The organism is Flavonifractor sp. An4 (genome assembly GCF_002161755.1).
Lineage (GTDB): Bacteria > Bacillota > Clostridia > Oscillospirales > Oscillospiraceae > Flavonifractor > Flavonifractor avicola.
In genome coordinates this window covers 49,579-63,080 of the sequence record NZ_NFIL01000004.1, presented here as the reverse complement: position 1 = coordinate 63,080, position 13,502 = coordinate 49,579, and the positions used below count along the sequence as shown (strand labels likewise).

Genomic DNA, 13,502 nt, shown 5'->3' with positions numbered 1-13,502 from the left:
TGATTTACGCGGGACGCATATTCTCCCCTTCGCTGACCACCAGGGTATCTCCCTGGCAGAGTACCGTTCCCCCTTTGGGTACAGCGGTGGTACCGTCCGCCCGGCGGACCAGTACAATGAGCACCTCCGCCGGCAGATCCAGCTCCCGGATGGTGCGGCCAATCCATTCCTTATGCTCCTCCACCGGAAGCTCCCGCAGGCTGACACCGCCGTCGTCCTGATAGATGGGCGTGCTCACCACCAGCAGGTCCCCCGCCTGGACCACGGTGCTGCCGTTGGGGATCAGACTCTCTTCCCCCCGGCGGATGGTGACCACCAGAGCATCGGCAGGCAGATTGCACTCCCCTACCGTCTTTCCCTCCCAGGGGTGTCCCTGCTGGATGCGGAAGCGGGTCAGGTGGAGCTGCCGCTGGTCCTGATAGTCGTTGAAGGTCCGTCCAATGTTGTCCTCTGTATCCACCATATCCAGCTTGCGGGCCACCAGAGGCAGCAGGGAACCCTGAACTGCCACGGACAGCAGGGAGATACAAAAGACAATATGGAACAAATCATAGCCGGTTTCCGCTCCCCCGGCCAGAGCCATAATGGCAAACACAATGGAGGCCGCGCCCCGCAGTCCCGCCCAGGACACCAGCAAACACTGACGCAGTTTGCACCGGAAGGGAGCCAGCAGCACAAAGACCGCCAGCGGCCTGGCCACCAGTGTCAGGAACAGGGCGATGGCCACTGCCGGAAGGAGTACGCCGGGCATCTGCGTGGGGTAGGACAGCAAGCCCAGCAGGAAAAAAATGATGATCTGGCCCAGACCGGTCAGGCCGTCAAAAAAATGGACCAGGGAGGGCTTATGAGGAATTTTGGCGTTGCCCAGCAGGATCCCTGCCAGATAGGTACCCAGATAGCCGTTGCCTCCCACGGCAGCAGGCAGGGCATAGGCCAACAAGGCGGCTGCCAGCACAAAAATGGAGTCCATGCCGTCCGCCAGATGGACCCGCCGCAGAACGAGCACCGACAGGCCGGCCACCGCCAGACCCAGCGCAACGCCAAATACGATCTGGGAAAAGACCATCCAGATCAGATTGCCGCTCTCCCACACCCCCATCAGCGAGAGGGCAATCATGGTCAGCATATAGGACATGGGATCGTTGCTGCCACTTTCCAGCTCCAGCAGGGAGGCCGTATGGTACCGCAGGCCCAGCTTTTTGGAGCGCAGAATGGAGAACACCGAGGCCGCGTCGGTGGAGCTAATCACCGCGCCGGTGAGGAAGCTGGTCAGGGGCGGAAACCCCAATGCAAAATGGCAGAAGAGGGCGGTAAGCAGAGCGGTCATCGCCACCCCCAGGGTGGACAACACCACCGCCCTGGCCGCTGCCGGTTTGGCGGCTTCCCAGCGGGTGCCGAATCCGCCGTAAAACATAATAAAGATCAGAGCCACCGAACAGATCTGCTCCGCCGCCCGGAAGTCATCGAAGGGGATACGCAACAGCCCATCGGAGCCAAACAGCATCCCCAGAGCCATAAAGAGCAGCAGTGCCGGCACTCCGGCCCGCTGAGAGAAGCGGCTGGCCAGAATACAGGCTACCAGCACCACACCGCATAAAATCAACATATATACCATCTATTACCTCCTTTTGCTGCAAAACAGCTCCGGTCCTTCCCGGGCTGGAGCTGTTTCAGGTTCTCCAACTGATATTCCGCTGTTCTCAGGACCGCCGACCGTCGAACCGGGGGTCAAGCGCATCCCGCAGGCCGTCTCCGATACCCGCCAGACAGAGCACCGTGAGAATAATGCACAGGCCCGGCGGCAGCCACACCCAGGGCCGGGCGGTGAGCACCGTCAGGTTACTGGCATACTGGATCATACTGCCCCAGGATGCCTGGGGTGCCCGGATGCCGAAGCCCAGAAAACTAAGGCTGGATTCCGACAGGATGGCCCGCCCCGCCCGCAGGGGGATAGAGCACCATACGGGGGAGATCACATTGGGCAGCACATTTCGCCGCAGGATGGTCCCGGTCCGGGCGCCAAGGGCCCTGGCTGCCAGCACATATTCCCGCTCACGCACTGCCAGGGTATTGCCGTACACCAACCGGGCAATTCCCGTCCAGCCCAGCAGGCCCAGCACCAGTACGATATTGGTGGCCGACGGACCCACTACCGTCACCAGGCAGAGCACCAGCACGATAGAGGGAAAGGTCTGAAAGATATCAGCCAACCGCATGATCCAGAACTCCCAGGCTCCCCGGCGGTAACCCGCCAGCAGGCCCAGAGGCACACCCAGAGCGGTGCTGATGGCGGCAGAGCTCAGGCCAATGAAGAGGGATACCTGCCCTCCGCTCAGCAACCGGGCCAGCAGGTCCCGGCCCACATCGTCGGTACCCAGGGGGTGCTCTGCCGACGGCGGAGCCCAGAAACCTGCCTCCAAATCGCTGGCATTGGGCTCCAGACCCAGCAGCGGCGGCAGCAGCAACACCGCAAGAATCTCCAGGCAGAGTATATAAAGACATACCATCGCCCTCCGGTCCGCCCTAAACCGGTCCCAGGGGCTGCGGCCTAAACGTTTTTCCTCCATAGCCCTACCCCTTCCCATAGCGCACCCTGGGGTCCACCAGTCCGTAGACCAGATCCAGGAGCAGGTTGGTTAGGAGCACCGTCAGGGCGATGACCACCGTGACGCCCATTACCACGGGATAGTCCCGGCCGGAGATACCGGAAAACAGAAGGCTGCCCATACCCTGCCAGCCAAAGATCTGCTCCACCACCACGGAGCCACCCAGGATATGAGGAATGTGGCTGAGAATGGTGGTAAGCACCGGGATCATAGAGCCACGGAAGGCATGGCGTACCATGACCGCCCGTTCAGTGAGCCCCTTGGCATAGGCAGTGCGGATATAGTCCTCTCCCAAAGTCTCCAGGCAGGCGGCCCTGGTCTGCTTCACCAGCTCGCCCACGCTGCTCAGACACACCACCCCTGCCGGGAGGATCAGATGGCGGAGCAGGTCGGCCAGGCTGGTAAACCGCCCGGCGGCATACATCCCGTTGGCGGGCAACCAGCCCAGAGTGACGGAAAAGACAAAGATGCCGGCCAGGCAGAGGAAAAAGCCAGGCACACCGAAACTGACCAAGCTAAGGGCAGAGGCCGCCCGGTCCCAGCCAGACCGGGGCTTCCAGGCAGCCAACACCCCCAGGGGTAAAGCGATGGCTATCGCCAGCACCACACCGGTGCCGGTGAGCAGCAGGGATGGTCCTACCCGCTGGGCAATGAGCCCAGCCACCGGTTTCCCGTTGGTGTAGGAATTGCCCAAGTCTCCCCGGAGCAATCCGCCCAGCCATGAGAGATACCGCTGCGGCAGGGGCTGGTCCAGCCCCAGGGAGGCGGCCAGGGCAGAGCGGTCGGCGTCGGTGGCGCCACTTCCCTCCCCCATCAGGTCCAGGATGGAGCCCTGGGCCAGATTAAGCATACAAAATACCAGAATCGTAATTCCGAAAAAGACCGGAATGGCCGTCAGCAGACGACGGCGGAAATATTGTCCCATAGTTTTCGCTTCCTCCTGCACTTCCGGCCCCAATCAGGGGCACGGGCCGCTATGGGCGGCGGCCCTACGGAGGTCTTTCTAGTTTTGAGAAGGGGCCTTTCAGGCCTCCTTCATGCGCCACGCCCAGATGTTCTCATTGGAGAAACTGGACGAGGGGTAGTCGATGTTGTCCACTGTGGGAGACTGGGCATGGAGGGTACGGCCAAACCACAGGGGGATAAAGGGCCGCTGATCAGCCAGCAGCTCCTGCAGCTTATCCAGCATGACCTGGCGAGTCTCCCAGCCCGAGGAACTCTTGATCTGGTCAATATAGTAAGTGTAGGGCTCCAGATCGGCAATGTGGAAAATATTGTTGCTCTCACTGAGGCGGCTCTCCGTAAACCACAGAGGCAGCGCGCCGGGGGTATGGCTGGCAATGGCCATGTCGTACTTGCCGTCAGCCATACCGGAGAAGAGGGCGGCGGAGTCCACCGTCTCGATGGTCACATTCATACCCACCTCAGCCAGTTCCTGCTGCATGAGGGCGGCCAGACCGGAGCGGTTGGAGGTACAGGCCAGGGTATAGGTCCGTCCGTCGTAGCCTCCCTGCTCCAGCAGCGTCTTGGCTCCCTCCACGTCCCGCTGCCAGGTCAGGGAGCAAGTGTACTCCGTACCCGGAGTCACGTCGGTAGCGGTAGGCTCGCCCAGACCATGGGTGGACTGAAGGCACAGTGCCTCCTTATCCAGGGCCAGATCGATGGCCCGGCGCACCTCTGCACTGGGGATGATCTCGCAGTTGAGCATCAGTTCATAGAAGGTGTTGGGGACCTCGCCCTCCAGCACCTCAATGCCTCCCGCTTTGGCGGTTTCAGCATCATCCATGGACAGGTTGCCGCCAAAGGCATAGTAGTCCAGATCGCCGGAAATGAGGGAGGACAACAGGTTGGACTTATCGATCACCGTCACCACCAGCTGATCAAAGTCGGGACAGCCCAGCTGATAGTCCTTGTTGATGTCCAACACCAGCTGGCTGCCCGGGATCTCCTCCACAAACTTGCAGGGTCCGGAGCCTACAGGTGCGTCCCACAGATCCAGTTCCATGATCTCCGCCGGTTCAGTGTCTGCCAGCAGATGGGTGGGCAGCACATAGAGCTCCCGGTTTTTATCCAGCAGGAAGTCCTCCGGGGTGGTGGCGCTCTTGAAGGTGAGCTTCAGGGTGTACTCATCCACTGCCTCCGCCCCCAGCTGCTCCCCCGCCACGGCGCAGCCGTTGCTGTCGGTGCCTGCCAGCACGGAGAAGGTACCACGGCCCAGGGCCGGACAGTCCGGGTTGGTAATGAGGGCAATGGTATCCGCCCAGTGCTGGGCGGTCACCGGAGTGCCGTCGTGGAAGGCAGCCTTTTCATCCAGGTGGAAGAGCACCGCCATACCGTCGTCGGTACTCTCCCAGCTTTTAGCGCCTCGGGGATCCAGGGTACCGTCAGCGTGGACATAGGCCAGCCGGTCATAGATCTTATCACAGACAATACGGGTATAATTGCTGCCCGAAGGACTGTTATAGGGCATCAGAGAGTCCCAGGCATTGGACAGGCCATAGCGCACCGTGACCTGCTCCGCGGTCTCTTTCTCTCCGCCGCAGGCCGTCAGCCCCAGGGCCAGAACGGCTGCCATCAGTAATGCGATCAGTCGTTTCATGTCGTTCCTCCGTCTTTTTTATTCCACTGTTACAGACTTGGCCAGGTTCCGGGGTTTATCAATATCACAGCCTCGCTGCAGCGCCGTATAATAGGCGAACAGCTGCATAGGCACCACTGCCAGGGAAGGCAGCAGCATGGGATGGGTCTCAGGAATGGCAATCACATGGTCCGCCGTACGGCTGAGATCTGCCGCCCGGTCCCGGGTGGTAAGACCCAGTACGTCGGCTCCCCGGCTCTTGACCTCCACCGCGTTGCTCACTGTCTTTTCAAACAGGGGCCCGCACCCGGCCAGGGCCACCACCAGGGTGCCCGGCTCAATGAGGGAGATGGTGCCGTGCTTGAGCTCTCCGGCAGCGTAGGCCTCGGAGTGGATATAGGAGATCTCTTTCAGCTTCAGCGAGCCCTCCAGACCCACCGCATAGTCCAGATTGCGGCCGATGAAGAACATGGAAGGCCGGTTGAAGTACAGGGAGGCAAAATACTGGATGTCCTCCCGATTTTCCAGGATCTCCTGCAGCTTGTCCGGAATGCGCTGGAGCTCTGCCAGAATGGCATCATAGTTCGCCCGGTCCAAGGTGCCCAGCAGGTCGGCGCAGTACAGGCCGATGAGGTAGATCACCGCCAGCTGGGTGGAATAGGCCTTGGTGGTGGCCACGGCGATTTCCGGTCCGGCCCAGGTGTAGAGCACGCTGTCGCTCTCCCGGGCAATGGTGGAGCCCACCACGTTGACAATGGACACCACCTTGGCGCCCAGCCGTTTGGCCTCCCGCATGGCAGCCAGGGTATCGATGGTTTCGCCGGACTGGCTGATGACCAGGGCCAGAGTACGCTCCGACACAATGGGATCGCAGTAGCGGAACTCGGAGGCCAAGGTCACCTCCACCGGCTTTCGCAGCAGTTTTTCCAGGATATATTTGGCCGCCACACCCACATGGTAGGAGGAGCCGCAGGCAATGATATACAGCCGGTCCATCTCCTCCAGCTCACGGGCGGTGAGCCGCCAGTCATCCAGCACAATACGGCCGTCCTTGATGCGGGGGGAGATGGTCTTGCGGATTGCTTCGGGCTGCTCCATGATCTCCTTGATCATAAAGTGCTCATAGCCGCCCTTCTCCGCCGCCGAGATCTCCCAGTCCACATGGCGGTGCTCCTTCTCCACCGGGCGCAGATAGGAATCGTACACCCACAGGTGGTCGGCAGTCAGTTCCGCGATCTCACCGTCATCCAGAAAGCACACCTCTCTGGTGTACTTGATGAGAGCAGTGACGTCGCTGGCCAGATAGTGAGCGCCGTCGCCGAAACCCAGAATCAGCGGGCTGTCCTTTCGGGCAGCAATGAGCCGGTCAGGGCAGTCGGCGCACAGGATGCCCAAGGCGTAGGCGCCCCGGATGGTGTGGAGGGTACGCACCACTGCGTCCAGCAGGTCGCCCTGATAGTAATACTCCAGCAGCTGGGCCGCCACCTCGGTATCGGTATCCGACACGAACTGCACTCCCTCGGACTGGAGGAATTCCCGCAGCTCAGCGTAGTTTTCGATGATACCGTTGTGGACTACGGCGAACCGGCCATTCTCGCTGACCTGGGGGTGGGAATTGACGTCCGACGGGGCCCCGTGGGTAGCCCACCGGGTATGGCCCACGCCAATGGTGCCGTGAAGGGTGCTTCCGCCCTTAACCAGGTCGTTTAGCACCTGAAGCCGCCCTTTGGCCTTGGCCACCTGCATTCCTTCTTCTGCTCCGTATACCGCTACACCGGCGGAATCATACCCCCGGTACTCCAGCCTGGACAGGCCGTCCAACAAAATTGGCGCAGCCTCCTCCCTTCCAACATATCCAACAATCCCGCACATGGCGATCCTCCTGCGTATTTGACGTGTTTGATATATGGTGCTTTAAAATAGAATTATAGCACGGAAAAGCTGGAAAAACAATGGCAGAACACCCGAAATTAGGCTCGTTCCCTCCGCTCTCTCTGTCTGACCTGCGTCCCCTCCACCAAAATGGTGTCCGCACCGAAGCGGCGCACCGCTGTCCAGGGAAAAACCGTGTCCGGTTCCCGCCCCAACAGGCCAAACAGGCGCAGCCGCCCAGGCACCACCAGAGCACTCACTTTGCCCTCTTCCAGATCCATAATCACATCCCCCACATAGCCGATCCGGCTGCCGTCGCTGATATTGATGATCTCCTTGTCCCGTAACTCCGATCCCCGGCACTCCATAGCGCAATCCCCCTTTTTGATATCCCTATGCGCCGGCCAGGTTGACCCATTCCACTTACCATTTGGTAATCTTGCACCTGTATAGCGGAGGGGATATAATGAAATAGATGTCATTTCTGGAGGAGATCGTCATGCTGGACAATCTGATCTATTGTCTCAATGGTACTATACCCATTTTTTTGCTCATGCTGCTGGGTGTCGCATTCCGTAAAATGGGCTTTTTCAGCCAGGCCTTTGCCGATAAGCTCAACAGCTATGTGTTTAAAGTGGGCTTGCCCGTCATGATGTTCAAGGACCTGACCGGCTCCGACTTTTTCCAGGTGTGGGACACCTCCTTTGTGGTATTCTGTTTTCTGGCCACTCTGGCCTCCATCCTGCTCACCGCCCTGCTCAGCCGTATGTTGAAAGAACCCCCACTGCGAGGGGAATTCATTCAGGTGGGCTACCGCAGCAGCGTGGCTCTGCTGGGCGCCGCCTTTCTGGAGAACCTCTACGGCAGCGCCGGGGCCGCCAGCCTGATCATCATTGGCGCGGTCCCCCTCTATAACGCGGCGGCGGTGACGGTACTCTCCCTCACCAGCCCCACTCAGAAGGGCCTTTCCAAGGGGGCGGCCAAGAAAGTGGCCAAGGGAATTATCACCAATCCCATCATTCTGGGTATTATCGTTGGCCTGGCCTGGACCCTGCTGCGCATTCCCCAGCCTACCATCCTCACCAAAACCGTGAACAGCATCTCCGCCACCGGTACCCCTCTGGGACTCATGGCCCTGGGCGCCTCCTTTGATTGGAAGAAAGCTATCGGCCGCATCAAGCCCGCCCTCTCCGCCACCGCCCTCAAGCTGGTGGTCTTTGTGGCCATCTTCCTGCCCATCGCGGTAGCCATGGGCTTCCGGGACGACAAGCTGGTGGCCGCTCTCACCATGCTGGGCAGCCCCACCACTGTCAGCTGCTTTGTCATGGCCCGCAATATGGGCCACGAGGGCACCCTGACCTCCAGCACCGTTATGCTTACCACCGGCTTCAGCGCCTTTACCCTGACCCTGTGGCTCTATGTGCTGAAAACCCTGGCCCTCATCTGACTTTTACAAAAATTAACGGATGGGCTCCCTGAAACAGGGGAAAAAGACGGCGTTTTTCCCCCTTGCATTTTGTCATGGAGACACTATACTAATACGGTACTTTCTATTTCCCATTTCTGTACCGAAAGGAAGCCCCTCCATGGAACAAGCAACCGTCCTTCGCCGGCGCGAGCCGGGCATTCTGTCCCTCACCTGGCCCATCTTCATCGAACTGCTTCTTCAGATGCTGGTGGGCAACGCCGACCAGGTCATGGTGGGGCACTTTGACCCCAACGGCGTAGGCGCCATCGGCAACGCCAACCAGATCACCAATCTGGTACTTCTGGTCTTTTCCGTTATTTCCACCGCCTCCACCATCCTCATCTCCCGTTACCTGGGCGCTGAGGACAAACGGCGGGTTAATGAGACCTATACCCTCTCCCTGCTGGTCAACGCTATCTTCGGTCTGGTGGTGGGCGTCATTCTCATCGCCCTGTGCGGCCCCATCTTTACGCTGATGAAGGTGCCGGCGGAGATCCTGGACCGCAGCTGCCTGTACCTGCGGATCATTGGCGGGGGCATGGTGTTCCAGGCGGTCTATCTCACCTTTACCGCTTTTTTCCGTTCCAACCAGATGATGAAGGAGAGCATGATCGTGGCTGTGATCATGAATCTGCTCAACATCGGCGGCAACGCGGTGCTCATCGGTGGTACCTTCGGCCTGCCTGCCCTGGGCGTGGCAGGCGCCGCTCTGTCCAGCGATATCTCCCGTGTGGTGGGCGTCATCCTTATCGCTTTCCTGTTCCGCCGGAAGTTTGGCCCTGTGCTCTCCCTCAAGCTGCTCCGCCCCTTCCCCACCGACCAGCTGCGCCGTCTGCTGCGCATCGGCATCCCCGCCGGCGGAGAGTCCATCTCCTATAATCTGTCCCAGGTGGCCATCCAGTCCATCTGCAACCTGTTCGCCATCTTCGTCATCAATACCCGGGTATACGCCAATATGTTCGCCATGCTCACCTATATGTTTGGCTCCGCCATCTCCCAGGCTGCCCAGGTCATGGTGGCCCACCTGATGGGTGCCGACCGGGTTCCCGACGTGGAGCGGCTGGTAAAACGCACCTTGCTGGCCTCCCTGGCTATCTCCGGTCTGATGGCGGTGGTACTGCTGGTGTTCTGTCAGCCCCTGCTGGGCCTGTTTACCAAGGATCCCCAAGTGCTGGAACTCTTCCGCATCATTATGATCATCGAGATCCCCCTGGAACTGGGCCGTGCGGTGAACATGGTCATGTGCCGGGCTCTTCAGGCCTGCGGAGATATTCGCTTCCCCATCACCATCTGCATTTTCAGCGCCTGGCTTACCGCTGTAGTAGGCGGTTTCCTGCTGGCCGTGCCCCTGGGCCTGGGGCTGGCGGGGTTGTGGATTGCCATGGCCTGCGACGAGTGCCTGCGGGCGGTGCTCTTCCTGCTGCGGTGGCGCAGCCGGGCCTGGTGCCGCAAAAATGTACTGTCCATGTAAGAAAGGATGTGTTGTCCATGAAGACCGGGATCGTACTGGAGGGTGGAGCCATTCGTACCATCTTTTCTTCCGGTGTGTGTGACGCCCTGCTCACCGGCGGTATTATGACGGACTATGTCATCGGCGTTTCCGCCGGGATCGCTTATGGTGTCAGTTATGTGTCCAGGCAGATCCGCCGCAACCTTGATATTATGGTAAACTACGTCAATGATAAGCGGTATATGAGCATGGGCAACCTGCTCCGCCGGGACAACAAGGCATATTTCGGTCTGAAGTTCGTCTATGACACCATTCCGAACGAGCTAATCCCCTTTGACTATGATACCTACCGTGCATTCCCCGGCGAAGTGGAAGCAGCGGTCACCAACCTTGACACCGGCAAGGCAGAATATTTGCCGGTGGACGGCAACGACAAGAGCTTTACCATCCTCCAGGCCACTTGTGCTCTGCCCTTCCTCTTCCCTATTTTCCACATTGACGGCAAACCATTCATGGACGGCGGCGCGGCGGACGCCATTCCCTTTGACCGAGCCTTTGAGAAGGGCTGCGACCGGCTGATCGTGGTACTCACCCGGGAGCGGGACTTCCGGCGGCAGCCGGAGAAGCTCCAGCCTCTCATTGACCGGGTTTACCGGAAGTACCCCAACTTCTGCGACACCATGCGCCGCCGGGCGGACACCTACAACGCCGCCCGTGAGAAGCTCTTTCAGCTGGAAAAGGAGGGGCGGGTGCTTCTCTTTGCTCCTCACAATACCCAGGGTTTCAGCCGCACTGAGCGGGACGTGGCCAAGATTCAGGCTCTATGGCAGGACGGCTACGACGAGGGCATGGCCCGGCTGGACGAGGTACGCTCCTTCCTGGCGGGACAATAAAACAGGACCCGGGCGGCGGCTGCCGTCCGGGTCCTTTGCGTCTTATTCCACTCCGCTGATCTCTGTGACCATAGCCATGTCGGCATCCTGTCCGGTACCGTCGGGCAGTGTCACATGGGAGACAGCCACAGGCTTTCCGTCCTCATCCAGGGTCACCTGGACGGAAACCTTGGCTCCCTCATCCTCCCGGGTCCAGAGGTAGCTGCCGTCCCGCTCCATGGCCTCGGTGATGTCCGTCTCCTCCCCGTCCACGGTAAGGATGATGCGGCCGTCTCTCTCCTCTACCGCCGTATCAGGCAGCCGCAAAGCGGTGATGGTCTCGCCGGTGTCATCCATCACGATCTCTTCCCGGTAATCTCCGATAGAGGCGGACGAGCGGATGGTGGCGGAGAGCCACTCCAGTGCCTCCGGGTTGGCGGCGCTTACGGTCACCATCAGAGCCACCGTTACCACGGCGGCGATCAGGCCCACCCGCAGCGGGCGGCGGACCGGCTTCTTCTGTTTCTGTTCTGCCATTTCAATGACCTCCTGTAGGGCTTCTTCGGAGACGTGAAGCTCCGAGCATCGTTCACGGTATGCGTTGTGGTCGAACATCGTCGTTCCCCTCCTCTTCTTCGGAAAGCGTCCGGCGCAGCCGGGCCCGGGCCCGCTGGAGCCAGGTCTGTACGGTGGAGGGATTGACCCCCATGGCCGCCGCCGTCTCCTTGACGGAGCAGCCCTCGTAGTAGTAGAGGTAGATGGTCAGGCGGTACTTTCCATCCAGCGCCATCACCGCCTGAAACACCTCTTCCCGGCGGTCCTCCGCCGGAAGGGGCGCCTCGTCCCGCTCCTCCAGCGGTACCGCCCGGCGGCGCCAGAAGGAACGCATCACCTTCCGGCTCTCATTGACCGCCACCCGTAGCAGCCAATGCTTCAGGTGGTCCTCGCTCTCAAAGCCGTCCTGCTGGTAGAGCTTGAGGAGCACCGTCTGCACCACGTCCTCCGCGTCCGCCCGGCTCCGCAGGGCGTGGTAGGCCACCCGGTAGAGCATATCGCCATAGGTCCGGGCCGCCTGTTCAAATGTCTCGTCGGTCATGACTACTCCCTTTCTGTGGGTTGGTTTGAAAGGCCTTTCATCAGGAATACCCCCCGGAGGGGCAAAAAATCTCACAGAGAATAAAAAAATTTTGGGGCGTCATCCAGACGCCCCAAAATTCATGCCCGGTCCAGCCGCCGGTAGACCGTGAAATACATGGTGAGGATGCAGGCCAAGCCCCCCAGCACATTGGAAATCGGCTCGGCCAGAAATACGCCGTCCGCCCCGAAGCCCACCGCCGGCAGGATCAGGGTCAGAGGAGCCACAATGAATGCCTTGCGGAGCAGGGAAAAGAAGATGGCGTTTTTGGACCGGCCCAGCCCCACAAAGACCGACTGTCCGATGAACTGAAAGGACATGAAGAAGAAGGTGGCAAAATAGATGCGGAAGGCGGGGATACCGGCGGCAATGAGATCCGCCTCGTTGTTGAAAATGCGGATCAGGGGCTCGGGCAGCAGCATCACCACCGCCCAGACCGCCACTGAATATACTACCGTCAACACCGTGGTAAAACGGATACCCTGGCGTACCCGTTGATACTGGCCTGCCCCATAATTGTAGCCCAGCACCGGCTGGCAGCCGTTGGTAATGCCCTGGACCGGCATGGTAATGATCTCCCGAATGGAGTTGATCACCGTCATGACGCCTACATACAGATCGCCGCTGTAGGCCTCCAGGCTGGCGTTGCACAACACCTGGGCCAGACTGTTGGTCATGGACATGACAAACCCGGAGGTACCCAGGCTTAAAATACGTCTGACCCGCTCCGCTTTGAGTCGGAGGGCGGACAGCCGCAGCTTGAGGATAGCCTTTTTCCCGGTGAGAAATTTCAGCACCCACAGCGCCGAGCAGGCCTGGGAGATCACCGTGGCCAGAGCTGCCCCTTTACCCCCATGTCCAGCAGGAAAATGAAGATAGGGTCCAATACGATGTTGACCACCGCACCCACCGCCACTGTAATCATACCCATACGGCTGAAGCCCTGGGCGTTGATAAAGGGGTTCATACCCAGGCTGATCATAACGAAGAGGGTACCCAGAATGTAAATGGTCAGGTAGTCGTTGGCATAGGGGAAGGTGACATCGCTGGCCCCGAACAAATAGAGAATGGGCCGGCGGAAGATGAGACACAAAACCGTGAGAGCCGTGCCAAACAGCAACAGCAGAGAGAAGGAATTGCCCATAATCTGCTCCGCTTCCTCATTCTCTCCTCTGCCCCGGCAGATGGAACACAGCGGGGAGCCACCCATGCCGCACAAGTTGGCAAAACCCATCAAGATGGAGATGATGGGCAGACACAGCCCCAGTCCCGTCAGGGCCAGGTGCCCCGGCAGACGGCCCAGGTACATCCGGTCCACCACGTTGTACAGGATATTAATGAGCTGAGCCACCGTCATGGGCACCGCCATATAGACGATATTGCGGGCCATACTGCCCTTGGAAAAATCATTCTGGGTCCGGGCTTGCGTGGCCGGTCACCTCTTCTCTTGCAATTTGGATGAATTTGGGGTATACCTATAGGGAACCCCGGCTCCGCCGTTTGGATACGACGGATGCATAA

At 59.9% G+C, this 13,502-nt stretch carries 11 protein-coding genes and 1 pseudogene; 3 read left to right on the top strand and 9 right to left on the bottom strand.

Annotation, left to right across the window (positions count from 1 at the left end):
- Positions 1 to 4 precede the first annotated feature (4 nt).
- From B5F94_RS03225 to B5F94_RS03200, 6 genes are all read right to left on the bottom strand, one after another.
- Positions 5 to 1,615, bottom strand: a complete 1,611-nt coding sequence (locus tag B5F94_RS03225) for a potassium/proton antiporter (protein WP_087327608.1) — start codon at positions 1,613 to 1,615, stop codon at positions 5 to 7.
- Positions 1,616 to 1,700: 85 nt separating this feature from the next.
- Positions 1,701 to 2,507 carry an ABC transporter permease gene (locus B5F94_RS03220; RefSeq protein ID WP_242965566.1) on the bottom strand — a complete coding sequence of 269 codons (807 nt, stop codon included), beginning with the start codon at positions 2,505 to 2,507 and terminating at the stop codon, positions 1,701 to 1,703.
- A 64-nt stretch (positions 2,508 to 2,571) separates the two neighbouring features.
- Positions 2,572 to 3,531, bottom strand: a complete 960-nt coding sequence (locus tag B5F94_RS03215) for an ABC transporter permease (protein WP_087188203.1) — start codon at positions 3,529 to 3,531, stop codon at positions 2,572 to 2,574.
- Between the two features lie 99 nt (positions 3,532 to 3,630).
- Positions 3,631 to 5,205, bottom strand: coding sequence for an ABC transporter substrate-binding protein (locus B5F94_RS03210; RefSeq protein WP_087327603.1), 1,575 nt, complete (start codon positions 5,203 to 5,205; stop codon positions 3,631 to 3,633).
- Positions 5,206 to 5,223: 18 nt separating this feature from the next.
- Positions 5,224 to 7,056: a glutamine--fructose-6-phosphate transaminase (isomerizing) gene (gene glmS / locus B5F94_RS03205; protein WP_087327599.1), complete on the bottom strand. Its 1,833-nt coding sequence runs from the start codon at positions 7,054 to 7,056 to the stop codon at positions 5,224 to 5,226.
- A gap of 98 nt (positions 7,057 to 7,154) precedes the next feature.
- A complete protein-coding gene (locus B5F94_RS03200) occupies positions 7,155 to 7,424 on the bottom strand; it encodes a YlmC/YmxH family sporulation protein (protein WP_087265733.1) in 270 nt (89 codons plus the stop codon).
- Between the two features lie 107 nt (positions 7,425 to 7,531).
- Between B5F94_RS03200 and B5F94_RS03195 the strand changes: the two genes are divergently transcribed.
- The 3 genes from B5F94_RS03195 to B5F94_RS03185 all read left to right on the top strand — a co-directional run bounded on the left by B5F94_RS03195 (position 7,532) and on the right by B5F94_RS03185 (position 10,867).
- Positions 7,532 to 8,503 carry an AEC family transporter gene (locus B5F94_RS03195; RefSeq protein ID WP_343212782.1) on the top strand — a complete coding sequence of 324 codons (972 nt, stop codon included), beginning with the start codon at positions 7,532 to 7,534 and terminating at the stop codon, positions 8,501 to 8,503.
- A 139-nt stretch (positions 8,504 to 8,642) separates the two neighbouring features.
- Positions 8,643 to 9,995: an MATE family efflux transporter gene (locus tag B5F94_RS03190; protein ID WP_087327593.1), complete on the top strand. Its 1,353-nt coding sequence runs from the start codon at positions 8,643 to 8,645 to the stop codon at positions 9,993 to 9,995.
- Positions 9,996 to 10,012: 17 nt separating this feature from the next.
- A complete protein-coding gene (locus B5F94_RS03185; protein WP_087327590.1) occupies positions 10,013 to 10,867 on the top strand; it encodes a patatin-like phospholipase family protein in 855 nt (284 codons plus the stop codon).
- 42 nt (positions 10,868 to 10,909) lie between these two features.
- Here B5F94_RS03185 and B5F94_RS03180 read toward each other — a convergent pair whose 3' ends face one another.
- The 3 genes and pseudogenes from B5F94_RS03180 to B5F94_RS03170 form a co-directional block, all read right to left on the bottom strand.
- Positions 10,910 to 11,383 carry a hypothetical protein gene (locus B5F94_RS03180; protein ID WP_087188196.1) on the bottom strand — a complete coding sequence of 158 codons (474 nt, stop codon included), beginning with the start codon at positions 11,381 to 11,383 and terminating at the stop codon, positions 10,910 to 10,912.
- A gap of 52 nt (positions 11,384 to 11,435) precedes the next feature.
- Positions 11,436 to 11,942 carry an RNA polymerase sigma factor gene (locus B5F94_RS03175; protein ID WP_087188195.1) on the bottom strand — a complete coding sequence of 169 codons (507 nt, stop codon included), beginning with the start codon at positions 11,940 to 11,942 and terminating at the stop codon, positions 11,436 to 11,438.
- 119 nt (positions 11,943 to 12,061) lie between these two features.
- A pseudogene (locus tag B5F94_RS03170) lies at positions 12,062 to 13,371 on the bottom strand (MATE family efflux transporter).
- Positions 13,372 to 13,502: the final 131 nt, after the last annotated feature.

Coding starts and splice junctions, on each gene's coding strand:
- B5F94_RS03225 (WP_087327608.1), bottom strand. CDS start 1,615: ATGGTATATATGTTGATTTTATGCGGTGTGGTGCTGGTAGCCTGTATT.
- B5F94_RS03220 (WP_242965566.1), bottom strand. CDS start 2,507: ATGGTATGTCTTTATATACTCTGCCTGGAGATTCTTGCGGTGTTGCTG.
- B5F94_RS03215 (WP_087188203.1), bottom strand. CDS start 3,531: ATGGGACAATATTTCCGCCGTCGTCTGCTGACGGCCATTCCGGTCTTT.
- B5F94_RS03210 (WP_087327603.1), bottom strand. CDS start 5,205: ATGAAACGACTGATCGCATTACTGATGGCAGCCGTTCTGGCCCTGGGG.
- glmS (WP_087327599.1), bottom strand. CDS start 7,056: ATGTGCGGGATTGTTGGATATGTTGGAAGGGAGGAGGCTGCGCCAATT.
- B5F94_RS03200 (WP_087265733.1), bottom strand. CDS start 7,424: ATGGAGTGCCGGGGATCGGAGTTACGGGACAAGGAGATCATCAATATC.
- B5F94_RS03195 (WP_343212782.1), top strand. CDS start 7,532: ATGTCATTTCTGGAGGAGATCGTCATGCTGGACAATCTGATCTATTGT.
- B5F94_RS03190 (WP_087327593.1), top strand. CDS start 8,643: ATGGAACAAGCAACCGTCCTTCGCCGGCGCGAGCCGGGCATTCTGTCC.
- B5F94_RS03185 (WP_087327590.1), top strand. CDS start 10,013: ATGAAGACCGGGATCGTACTGGAGGGTGGAGCCATTCGTACCATCTTT.
- B5F94_RS03180 (WP_087188196.1), bottom strand. CDS start 11,383: ATGGCAGAACAGAAACAGAAGAAGCCGGTCCGCCGCCCGCTGCGGGTG.
- B5F94_RS03175 (WP_087188195.1), bottom strand. CDS start 11,942: ATGACCGACGAGACATTTGAACAGGCGGCCCGGACCTATGGCGATATG.